At 45.4% G+C, this 11923-nt stretch carries 12 protein-coding genes; all 12 read right to left on the bottom strand.

Translation table 11 applies throughout. From position 1 onward, the window contains the following. Positions 1-2 precede the first annotated feature (2 nt). Entirely contained in the window at positions 3-2045 is a 2043-nt protein-coding gene (flgK, locus tag MHN09_RS00650; RefSeq protein ID WP_239238557.1) for a flagellar hook-associated protein FlgK, read from the bottom strand. Between the two features lie 28 nt (positions 2046-2073). Next, positions 2074-3024, bottom strand: a complete 951-nt coding sequence (gene flgJ / locus MHN09_RS00645; protein WP_239238555.1) for a flagellar assembly peptidoglycan hydrolase FlgJ — start codon at positions 3022-3024, stop codon at positions 2074-2076. Between the two features lie 60 nt (positions 3025-3084). Then, on the bottom strand, positions 3085-4197 hold the full coding sequence (locus MHN09_RS00640) for a flagellar basal body P-ring protein FlgI (protein ID WP_110287677.1): 1113 nt from the start codon (positions 4195-4197) through the stop codon (positions 3085-3087). Between the two features lie 22 nt (positions 4198-4219). Next, positions 4220-4900 carry a flagellar basal body L-ring protein FlgH gene (gene flgH / locus MHN09_RS00635; protein WP_014948599.1) on the bottom strand — a complete coding sequence of 227 codons (681 nt, stop codon included), beginning with the start codon at positions 4898-4900 and terminating at the stop codon, positions 4220-4222. Positions 4901-4911: 11 nt separating this feature from the next. After that, complete coding sequence (flgG, locus tag MHN09_RS00630; protein ID WP_014948598.1) at positions 4912-5700, bottom strand: flagellar basal-body rod protein FlgG; 789 nt, start codon at positions 5698-5700, stop codon at positions 4912-4914. A 46-nt stretch (positions 5701-5746) separates the two neighbouring features. After that, a complete protein-coding gene (locus MHN09_RS00625; RefSeq protein WP_014948597.1) occupies positions 5747-6490 on the bottom strand; it encodes a flagellar basal body rod protein FlgF in 744 nt (247 codons plus the stop codon). Between the two features lie 224 nt (positions 6491-6714). Beyond that, complete coding sequence (gene flgE, locus MHN09_RS00620; protein ID WP_101563668.1) at positions 6715-8100, bottom strand: flagellar hook protein FlgE; 1386 nt, start codon at positions 8098-8100, stop codon at positions 6715-6717. Between the two features lie 14 nt (positions 8101-8114). Next, positions 8115-8801, bottom strand: coding sequence for a flagellar hook assembly protein FlgD (flgD, locus tag MHN09_RS00615; protein WP_239238552.1), 687 nt, complete (start codon positions 8799-8801; stop codon positions 8115-8117). 31 nt (positions 8802-8832) lie between these two features. Further along, entirely contained in the window at positions 8833-9255 is a 423-nt protein-coding gene (gene flgC / locus MHN09_RS00610; RefSeq protein WP_012517627.1) for a flagellar basal body rod protein FlgC, read from the bottom strand. 2 nt (positions 9256-9257) lie between these two features. Then, a complete protein-coding gene (flgB, locus tag MHN09_RS00605; RefSeq protein WP_014948594.1) occupies positions 9258-9692 on the bottom strand; it encodes a flagellar basal body rod protein FlgB in 435 nt (144 codons plus the stop codon). A 202-nt stretch (positions 9693-9894) separates the two neighbouring features. Next, positions 9895-10725: a protein-glutamate O-methyltransferase CheR gene (locus MHN09_RS00600; RefSeq protein WP_239238549.1), complete on the bottom strand. Its 831-nt coding sequence runs from the start codon at positions 10723-10725 to the stop codon at positions 9895-9897. Positions 10726-10740: 15 nt separating this feature from the next. After that, a complete protein-coding gene (locus MHN09_RS00595; protein WP_239238546.1) occupies positions 10741-11670 on the bottom strand; it encodes a chemotaxis protein CheV in 930 nt (309 codons plus the stop codon). Positions 11671-11923: the final 253 nt, after the last annotated feature.

The following is an 11923-nucleotide window of genomic DNA, read 5'->3' as shown; positions in this document are numbered from 1 at the left end:
ACCTACCTTGCTGACTGCAAAATGGTATTAAATAATTCTTGCGCCGTAGACAAAATTCGCGCTGCGGCGGCATAGCTTTGTTGATACTTAATCAAGTTTGCTGCTTCTTCGTCTAAGCTTACGCCAGACACAGACTCAAACCAGTTTTGCGATTGAACTTTCATCGCTTCAGCTGAAGCCAATGAGACATTAGCCATTGATGCATCTTCACCAATACGCCCTACCATAGACGCATAGGCATCTTGAAACGTTCTTGGACTATTGGTTGCTTCGCTGCTCACCTGTACTTTGTTTTCATTTTGAAGAGCAGCTAAATTAAGCGCATTGCTATTGTCGTTAAAGCCATCTGTATTATAGCCAATTGAAAAGCTATCCCCAGCTTTTGGCACGCCATCCAAGCTCAAATCAAAGCCTGGATCTGGGCTTATTCCCGCTTGACTGATGAGGTTAGTTAAATCAGTTGTGCCCGTCACTGTAGCTAAAACATTACCGCTTCCATCTACAACGTCGTATGTATCTGCGGCCGTAAAGTTAATTTGAGCTGGCGCTGAATTTAAAAGGCCACCCGCTCCATCAAAAGCAGAAGTCCCCACTTCCGTATTTGAAACAGTTACATCTATTACGTTAGCGCTGCCTAAGTTTGCGTTATCGGCACCGGCTCTTACCGGATTGGCGAAGGCTAAATCTTCAGGGCGATTAGTCGCCATTTCAATGTTGGACGCTACATTTTTCGTCGGCTGAATCAAGAACTCATTACCAACGGTATATGCATCTGTTCCAGAGAAGTCGACTTCTATACCGCCATCTAATTCTGCAAAGCCCGCTGTTACTGCAACACTAGGGTCAACAATATTCTGCCCCATCCCATCTTTTTTAGGCGTACCATCTGGGTTTAATAGCGTTACTTTGATTTGGGTTGGTACGCCTGCAGATACTGCCATGACCTCAATTCGGTAGTCGGCGTCAGTTAACTCAGCACCTTTACCCTCGGTAAGCTGCGCAGTGACAACATAGTCGCCAATGGTATCTTCATAAGCTAAACCTCTAAACGAAGGGATATCGAAAATATTGCCACCAATTTGACCATCTAAATCCATACCCAGTTTATTCTGCGTGTTCATCGCATCTGCAAACGCAATAGAAAGTTGACCGACGTCACGCATTGTTGGCCCTAACACTTCATTGCGATACTCAAACAACCCACCCAATGCGCCGCCGAGGTCACTTTCCAGAATTCGTAACGATGCATTGTTCTTTGTTTGTGAGCCAAAGTCAGTTTCTAACTTAATTTCTTTAGTAGTTAAATCGGCACTAGAGCTTAACTCAAAAAGGTTAAATGCACCGTTTTCAAGAACGAGTGACTCACCTGACGTAAGATTAATGGTTACAGCACCATTTTGTGTAGTGCTTTCTTTAACCGTAATACCCATGATAGAAGCAAGCTCGTCAATGGCCTGGTCTCTTTCGTTGAGCAGAGCGCTTGGTTGATCGCTCGTATTGTTGCCGTTGGCGATAACTATGTTGCGGTTCAAGTCGCCAATATTGCCAATCAAGGTATTCGCTCTGTTCACCATTGAAGTGAACTCTAAATTGAGTTCTTCTTCTTTTTCTAGCATGTAATCCGATAAGGTCCTCATTCGGTTGTACAGGGACTCAGATTTACTCAGTACTTGCTCACGAGACGCTAAATTAGTTGGGTCATCGGCGGCCGTTTGTAACGCAGAAAAATACTCACTCACCCCTTTTGAAATTGAGTTCGCTTCACTGGCTAGCAGGTTATCAATTGCTGTAGTTTTACTAGAAAAGGCTTCGAGTTCCCCTACTGCAGTGATATCGCGACGTAACTGGTTCTGTGCAAATACGTTGATTACCCGCTCGGTGTTGCCAATCTCCACACCAAAAACCTGACTGTTTTGAAGCTCGGTGCGCTCGCGAACGTAGCCTGGCGTGTTGACGTTGGCGATATTGTTACTGGTGGTCTGCAGTAGTTTACTGCTGGCATTTACGCCACTTGTAGCTAATGAATATAAATCAACAGAACTCACTGCATTCTCCTCACCTATGGCCCCTAGACTACGGAATTAACGCGCTAAGACGTTCGCTGTTATAAACAGCCATTATCTTACTGGCATATTCAGGGTCGGTAGCGTAGCCCGCCTCTTGAAGCGCATTTGTGTAACGCGCAGCGTCAGAAGCATTTTCCACTGCATGGCTATAGCGAGGCTGTGTGGTAATAAAACGTCCGTAATCTTCCATCGCATCTTCTACCGACGAGTAAGACCTAAACGCTGCTTTTTGTTTTTGAGGTAGCCCATTGTTAAATTCTAATGTATCCACTACTGCCTGCTCACCTTGCCAGCCTTTGTTGGCTTTTATGCCAAATAAATTGTGCGAGCTAGTGCCGTCGGATTTGTGGATAACAAATTTTCCCCACCCCGTTTCTACAGCCGCTTGCGAAACTATTGCTTTTGGATCCATGCCATACTTTGCCGCAACTTTTTCGGCAATAGGCATAAGGCTCTCAATAAACTGTTCTGGGCTTTCAAACATGGCATCTTTTTGTGCCAATTGTGTTTTAATTGAGTTAGAGGAAAGTGCAATATTTTGTGCCTCAGCGACTTTGTATTCACGGTTTCGATTAAGCGAAGAAATGTCGCCGTCACTTCTGATTACACTGGCAGGCGTATAGCTATCCTCAGTTTGACCTAACTGTTTAACAATAACATCAGCCAAACCCAAACCACCTCCGGAGGTTAAGTCAGTGGCAAGCTGCTGGTCGTGCATATCACGATAAAATTTTACTTGTTGCGAATTAAATGGACTATTTTCATCAGCAAGGGCGTCTTGCGCTTTGCGCATAGACTTCAGCATCATCTGCACAAATATTGCCTCAAACTGCTGGGCAGCCTCTTGCAATACCGTTTCATCGCCTGACGCAATGGCTTCACGCATTTTATTAATACTGCCCATATCATGGACATTACGTGCCATATCAAGCTGATTTTTCGTGCCAAGTGATTCCATCGTGCTTATTCCGCTGTGACCTTATTTCTTGCTAACATCTGACAAACGCTCTTATTTTTTTTAAATGATAACGAGCTCACCGCGTAAAGCGCCTGCTTGACGAAGTGCTTCTAAAATTGCCATTAAATCACCCGGCGCCGCACCGACTTCATTGACCGCACGCACCAGCTGGTCGAGGGTAACGCCTGGCTCAAACTTAAACATGCGGCTATCTGCCAAATCTACATCAACAATCGACTGAGTGGTAACAGCAGTCTGCCCTTCACCAAACGCGTTAGGTTGAGAAACTTGCTGATTTTCAGAGATGGTCACCGTTAGCCCGCCGTGAGTAATTGCTGCTGGTAACAAGCGAACGTCACTGCCAATGACAATGGTGCCTGTGCGGCTGTTTATTACCACACGCGCTGGCGCATCAGCTGGTGTAAATTCGAAGTTTTCTAAGGTAGCCAAAAAGCCCACGCGCTGACCGACATCTCGCGGGGCCGACACGCGAACAGACGCTGCATCAATGGGCTTAGCAATAACATAGCCATTTTCCGGCTGTGCACCTAAGCGCTCGTTGATCGTATCTGCAAGCGACTTGGCTGTTGAGAAATCTGGATAATGGAGGTTAAGCGTTAACGTGTCGCCATTGGCAAAGCCTGTTGGTACAGATTGCTCTACCATCGCACCGTTTGGAATTCTACCTACAGTTGGCGTATTAACGACAATGCGTGAGCCATCACCGCCTTGTGCGCCAAACCCGCTCACGACTAAGCTGCCTTGCGCTACAGCGTAGACTTTACCGTCAACACCGCGAAGAAACGTTTGGAGCAGCGTTCCGCCTTGAAGACTGGCCGCCTCGCCAACTGAAGAAACCGTAATATCAATGGTTTGTCCGGGTTTTGCAAAAGCAGGCAGGTCGGCGTGTACCGCCACTGCGGCCACGTTTCTTATTTTTGGCTTGGTGTTAGCGTCAAGACTGATACCAAAGTTACGCAGCATGGTTCTGAAACTTTGTTCGGTAAACGGGCTTTGTTCACCCGTTCCAGGCAAACCTACAACAAGACCATATCCCACTAACTGGTTACTACGTACGCCTTGAATACTCGCTACATCTTTAATGCGCTGCGCACCTGCCTGTGAAGATAAAAGCATTGTGAAAACGGCTAATACTACTGAAAACAAACGCATGTTCACTCTCCTATCCTAAAACCTAAAGAGGCCACCAAGCAGAATCAAAGAACTTGGTTAACCAACCCTTTTCTTGTGCTCGCGCAAAACTTCCCGTACCCGAATATTGGATACGCGCATTTGCAACCTTAGTGGACACGATTTCATTCTCGGGACTAATGTCTGCCGGACGAATGATGCCGGTAAGACGGATATATTCATCGCCCTGATTCAGGGTTAGCCACTTTTCGCCACGAATAACAAGGTTGCTGTTAGGAAGTACGTCGACCACAGTAACGGAGATAGCGCCGTTTAAGCTGTTGCTTTGGTTAGCTGTGGCATCACCGGAGAAATCTCGGGATGAACTTATTCCCAATTGTACGGACTCTCCGCCAATATTTATCGCTTGCCCAGCTAGCCCGGTAATAGGGTTTAGATTGACGTTTGAATCTTTCGCTGTGCTAGTGTCGGCTGATTTGCTCGCTTGGGTATTCTCGCTTAACGTTACAGTGATGATGTCACCGACTCTTCTTGCGGTAACGTCAGAATATAAGTTGTTAGCAAGCTGCGAACGAAAAAGCGAGCCATCTTCTACTACCGTTTCACGCGGGTAATCTGGCACTACCGGTGCAAACGACGGGTCGTTTGCCTGAACGGGAGGCTCGTTCGTACTGGCGCAACCGCCAAGTATCAGAAGTGCAGCAGATAAACCTAAAATACGCATGATGCTACCTACTAAAGTTGCTGAATAACCTGACCAAGCATTTGGTCGACCGATGAGATAACCTTTGAGTTCATCTCATACAAGCGCTGGCTTTCGATAAGGTTTACTAACTCTTCGGTCACGTTTACGTTAGAGGTTTCCAACGTGCCTTGTGAGATATAACCCAATCCTTGCAGACCAGGGATCCCCTGAATAGGTGCACCGCTTGACGCTGTCTCTACATAAAGGTTTTGTCCGGTTGGTTGTAATCCGGTTGGGTTAACAAAGTCAGAAATATTAAGCTGACCGAGTACCTGCGGTTCAGCTTGGCCCCGTATGCTCACGCTAATTTCACCATCTTGAGAAATTGTGATTTGTTGTGCATCTTCGGGAATAGCCACTTCAGGCTGAAGCAAAAAGCCCGCGCCAGATGTAACAATTTGGCCTTGGTCGTTCAGTGAAAACTGACCATTTCTCGAATATGCTATGGTGCCGTCGGGCTGCAATATTTCAAAGTAACCACGGCCTTGAATTGACATATCAAGAGCATTTTCAGTGGTTAACAGGTTACCTTGCGTGTGTGCTTTTTGAGTAGCAACGACCTTCGAGCCTGAACCAAGCATAAGCCCAGAAGGTAGTTCCGTGTCAGCAGACGAACGACCGCCTGGCTGATTGATATTCTGATACAGCAAATCTTCAAACACCGCGCGGTCTTTTTTAAAGCCCACTGTTGATGCGTTTGCTAGATTGTTAGACACCACTGCCACATCGGTCTGTGCGGCGTCTAGTCCGGTTTTACTTATCCATAGTGCTGGATGCATGTTAACCTCCGACGTTGCTCATAAGGCAACGGTGATAAAAATTCTTTTACAGGATGCGTAGTAGCTGATTACCGCGAGTATCAAGCTCTTCTGCTTGCTTCATCATTTTGACTTGAAGCTCGTAGTGACGCTGCAGACTTATCATGTCCACCATTTCGTCAACAGCATTAACGTTGGAACCTTCAAGCATGCCCGACATTACTTTTACGTTGGCATTGGCTGGCGCTATTGAGCCATCTTCCATTCTAAATAAGCCGTCATTGCCACGTTCCATGTCTGCATAGTTTGGACTAACTAATTTAAGTCGCCCCACTTCTTCAATAACATTGGCAGGGGCACCTAACTGTCTCATCGACAACGTGCCATCGGCGGCGATATTGAGGTTATCTAAAGGAACAGGAAGGAATATTGGCCCATTGTCACCAAGCACGACGCGATCGTGGATATCTGTCAAAATTCCGTCATCGCCTAACTTGAAATTTCCATCACGCGAGTAAGCTTCTTGACCATTTTGATCTTGTACAGCGAACCAACCATCACCTTGAATGGCTACGTCTAAATCGCGGTCTGTTTTAATCATCGGACCCGACTCGTAATTATTCGACGGGCTCTCTGTCATGGAAAACACGCGAGTCGGCAAACCTTCGCCGTAGGCCGGCATTGACCTTGCCTGCTCTAACTGCGCTCTGAATCCCGTTGTCTGTGCATTAGCCAAGTTATTGGCCCTAATCCCTGTTCCTAGTAGGTCTTGGGAGGCACCACTTGCTGAAATATAGAGAAGTTTGTCCATGACTGACTTTTGACTCTGATTAAACCTTAAACAAGATTTTGCAAAGGCAGTGCCAATCTGTGGATATTTAGTGCAATTGAAAAATAAGGGCGGTATTAAATTGATATATATAGAAAAATAAAAAGGTCGCATTGTTGCGACCTTTCTAAATCGGGTCAAATAGGTACGGTTTTCCGCGCCTAAAATTTGCCGCTTAGCAATCTGCTAATGTAGCTTACTGCAAACTATCGAATGTTAAGGATAGTCTGGTTTAGCGAGTTGTTCACTTCAAGCGCACGCGAGTTTGCCTGGAAGTTACGCTGAGCGATAATCATGTCGATGAGCTCAGTGGTAAGGTTAACGTTAGCTTGTTCTAGCGCCGAAGAGTTAATTTCGCCGAAAGTACCGGTTGTTGCTTCACCCGCTAGTGCCTCACCTGAAAGAATACTTTCCTTCCACTGAGTACTGCTCTCCTGAGTTAGGCCTTGTTCATTAGAAAAGCGAACCAAAGCGACACGAACAATAGGTTCAGACGTACCATTAGAGAACGTTGCACGAACCAGGCCGTCAGGACCGATATCGATACCCGTCAATCGACCTACAGGCAAACCATCCTGTTCTAATGATGTAACCTCGAACGCAGAGGCGAACTGAGTCGGCTCATTAGGCGTAGCGCTATTAACATCGAGGTTGAAATCTATACTTATTTGCTGCGTAGGATCTGAGCCATTAGCAAGAATACCTGCGCCTAGCGCTTCTGTTTCCATTTTGAAATCAAGTGTAGGTAGGCCATCAGGCGTTTCCATACCAGCGAAATCACCGCCTTGAGAGAAGATGAGTTTAGATGCTGTTACGGCGTTACCAGTGTTACCACCGACACTATTTACTGCTGTTGCTGGGTCTGTGTCATTACCCGCTGAATCTGTCATATCAACTAGCGTGTCATCGATTGCAGTAGCAACATACCACTCATTATCAACACCCGGTGTCGCATCCTTTATGAAGTAATAGGTCATTACGTGACTATCACCTAACGAATCGTAAACGGTTACCGATGTTGCGGCGTTGTAGGTAAGCGGATCTTCAGGGTCAAAATCTTGTGGATCTAGGGCTGCATCACCAGCAGGCAAGTTCATTCGAATGTCAACTTCTGTGGTTTGTGCGGGAGAACCCGAAGAGTCTGGAATACGCACTGGCTCAGTAGTACTAAGTGCTACCGAGGCACTTGTACCATCAGAGTTAACGGGGAAACCCAATAAGTTGTCACCATTACTGTTAACCACGAAATTGTCGCTATCTAACTTGAACTGACCCGCACGTGTGAACGAGAAGTCGCGAGACGTAATTTCAGGTACTGTCGCAAAGAAACCATTACCCGTGATCGCCAAATCAAGCGAGGTATTGGTAAACTGAAGGCTACCTTGAGAAAATTGCTGAGCAACTTCTTGAGTGAGTACACCGTCACCTACTTTAGTTTTACCACCTGAAAGCAGTGATGCCGCATAAACATCGCCAAATTCAGCGCGAGATTCTTTAAAGCCAACTGTATTTACGTTTGCGATGTTGTTGGCGGTTACATCCAAATCTTTTTGTGCGGCTGATACGCCACTCAGTGCAATATTAAAAGACATTATTGATTCTCCTACTAACTGCCGATTTGAATGACGTCATCAAGATTGATACTGACATCACCATCCAAATTCAAAATTACGCCTTGACCACTACCAGCCAAGCTTACACTTCCAACATGGCGATTAACGGCGGTATTCAGCTGAACACCTTCTCCATTTAATTCGCCAGTGGCACTGATAACATATTCACCCGCTGCCATCTGGTTGCCATGCTTATCTTTGCCGTCCCATTCAAACTCAATGTTGCCAGCGCTTTGTGTGCCTGCATCAATGGTTTTTATGACTTCACCAAACTGGTTCTCAATAGTGATCGTCATATTCTGAACTGTTTTTTCATTCACGATGACACCCGAAATGCCATCGCCTTCATTGGCCATATAACCCACGTTACCTTGAACCAGCACGTTTTGCCCGATAAGACTAGAGGCTTGTAACGCTTGATTCGATGTCATTGAAGCTGCAAACGACTCAAACTTTTCGTTAAGCTGGGAAATACCGTCGGCCATCGTAAATGATGTCATCTGCGCTACCATTTGATCGTTATCAACGGGTGCAGTGGGATCCTGGTTGGCTAACTGCTCAGTTAACATTGAGAAGAAGTCTTCCTGGGTTAACTGCTGCTCGGTGCCGTCAGCTATTTTGACGGTTTCCTCTTGCCAATACAGATCAGTATTTAAGCCAGTATTGTTTATGGTATTCACTGAGTAATCCTCACATTATTCAAGCGGCAAGTTACTGCCCTTGACCTAGCTGCAGTACGCGACGGAAGATACGCTTTGTGGTGTCCGCAACCTGCACGTTTGTTTCATACGCTTTAGACGCTGACATCATATTCGCCATCTCTTCCACAATGTTCACGTTAGGTTTATAGATGTAGCCGTTTTCATCTGCCATCGGGTTATTAGGTGAATACTCCACTTGCAAAGGAGCATCACTTTCTACAATTCCCTTTACTTGAACACCTGCACCTTTCGACTGGTCGCGCATTGCATCTTGCAACGCTGTAGCGAAAACTGGATGGCGAGCTCGGTATGTTTCGTCATAGCTGCTGCTAACCGAGTTAGCGTTGGCAATATTACTTGCCGTAGTATTAAGACGTACATTCTCCGCCTCCATACCCGTACTCGAAATTTGCATTACATTAAATAAACTCATGACTACTGACCTCCTGAGCTAAGCGCTTTTTTCATGCCTTTAATTTTTCCATTCAAAAATTCTAGGCTGGCTTGGTAGCGCAATCCATTGTCTAAAAACCGATTTCTTTCCGCTTGAACTTCAACCGTATTCCCGTCGCCAGTGTCTGGTTGTGTTGGGATGCGGTATTGCATGTCAAAGTTTGCCGCTACTGACGTAGAATTGCCGCTTAAGTGGCGATCATTTGTCCGCACCATTCCTGAAGAAGCGTGATTGGCTGTACCACCAGATGCTTCTCGCATAGCCGACTGCATTGCTTTATTAAAATCAATGTCCCGCGCTTTATAACCAGGCGTGTTTGCGTTCGCTAGATTTCCAGAAATCACTTCCATACGCTCTGTGCGTATAGTGAGTGCTGACTCATGAAAGCCAACCAGCTTATCTAGATTAATAGCCATAACATGACCTCTGACATACTAAAAATTTGTTTCGTGGTGACAATGTAAGCGGACAATTAAATATCGAATCTTGCCGTTTTACTGTCATTTGTAGAAATAGTTAGCAAGGCAAATGCCATAATGAGATTTTGACGGAGGGTGTAAGTCAAAAGTCTCGGCCTGATCATAAAAAAAGTATTAGTTATCAGGCCGATAAGTTAGATCATTTTTTTTGATAGTAAAGGCCAGGGTGGCACTTAACCATGCTGTAGGTATCACTTGCAGCGCTGATTGATTCAGAGGCGCCAAGGAAAAGCACACCCTGAGGCTGCAGCTGTCCGGCAATTTGTTGCAGGATGCGTTGTTTTACTTCGGCCGAGAAATAAATCAAAACATTACGGCAAAAAACGATATCAAAGCGGCCAAGTGCTGCATAGCTCGAAAGTAAATTTAGACTTCTAAAGCTTACCATCCGGCGAACGTCGGGTTTTACCTGCATAAGCCCGCTATCATTTTGCTGGAAAAAGGCCTGTCTCCTTTGAGGGGACAATCCCCTTGCAAGGGACAGTTCGTCATAAATACCTAACTCACACTTTTGCAGCATTTCTGACGATAAATCTGTAGCAACAATCTCAACACCCGCTCTTAATGCACTTGGCTTTTGGCGCTGATATTCAAGTACAGACATCGCAATAGAATAAGGCTCTTGTCCTGATGAACATGCGGCGCTCCAAATGCGGATCTTCTGATTTTTAGCCGATAGTGTTGGTAGCAACTCTTTTACAAGTAGATCGAAGGGATAGTTGTCTCGAAACCACAACGTTTCGTTTGTGGTCATTGCGTCAATAACGTTCTGTAGTAAGGTTCTGTCGAATCCTTTCACAACTACGTCAATCAGTTCGTCAGCAGACTCATATTTATGCTTATAGAGTAATGAAGCTAAACGGCTGCGCACCAGGTATTGTTTATTATCACCTAATACTATGCCGCATTGCTTTTCCAAAAACTCTCTAAACTTGAGGTAACTTGCTGGCGAAACGTCTTTATTAGCCAATCCTATCTTGCTCCGTTATTCGCACTCAGCCATTAGCCACTTTTGTACCGCGGTAGCAAGTTCATCGGGGTGGAATTTCGCGATAAACTCATCAGCCCCTACTTTTTGCACCATAGCTTGGTTGAAGACACCACTGAGCGACGTATGCAATACAACATGAAGCCTTTGAAGTTCAGGCGTATTCTTAATTTCGGCGGTTAGTGTATAGCCGTCCATTTCTGGCATCTCGATATCTGAGACCAGCACGCCTACACGGTTCGTTACATCGCCATACTCTTCCGCAATTTCTTTGAGCCTGTTTAATGCTTCAAGACCGTTTTTAGCTAGCTCAATTTCTAAGCCTAGTGAAGTTAGGGCCTTTTTAACTTGGTTTCTCGCTACCGCAGAGTCATCTGCAATAAAGATAATTTTGTTCTCTTGGCCTTCGGTTGTCAGACCTTCTGCCACCTCTGAACTTACTTCGGCATTCAAAGGAGAAATTTCATTTAAAATTTTCTCAACGTCTAGAATTTCAATAAGTTCATTTTCAACTTCAGTCACCGCCGTTAAATAGCTTGCTCTGCCAGTACCTTGAGGTGGCGGCATGATCGCATCCCAATTGGTGTTGATGATACGCTCTACGGCACCCACCAAAAAGCCCTGAACTGAACGGTTATATTCCGCAATGACAATAAAGGCATTAGAGAGATCTTCAATTTTACGGCCGCCTGTTGCCATACTTAAATCAATGACCGATATGGTTTGACCACGGATGTGCGCCACACCACGAACCAACGGGTTTAGTTTCGGCATTGCTGTTAGCGGAGGACACTGAAGCACTTCCCGCACTTTGAAAACGTTAATTCCAAAGCGCTGGCGGCCGTTCAGTCTAAACAGCAGCAACTCTAAGCGATTCTGCCCAACAAGCTGCGTGCGCTGGTTTACTGAATCTAAAATCCCCGACATAGGTCACCTCTAAGTAATACTGGGCATGATCATTGCCTCTTATGATAAAGATAGACAATATCACTAAATTTTTGCAGGTCAAACGACAGAAAAATGACACTAAATAGCATTTTTCAGTCTTTAGTAAGGGGTTATACCTTAACTTAATCAATGATCCTGCGTTGACGCTCGTGCTTGTAAACCTTATGGATTTACTTTGGCTGTTATTTATTTGCTCTAAGCAAACCGGCCGTATTAAGCATAGTCAATAACT

The sequence above is a fragment of the Alteromonas sp. MmMcT2-5 genome (assembly GCF_022348315.1).
GTDB classification, from domain to species: domain Bacteria; phylum Pseudomonadota; class Gammaproteobacteria; order Enterobacterales; family Alteromonadaceae; genus Alteromonas; species Alteromonas macleodii.
Note: the sequence above shows the minus strand (reverse complement) of the source record. Positions and strands in the feature narration are given on the sequence as shown.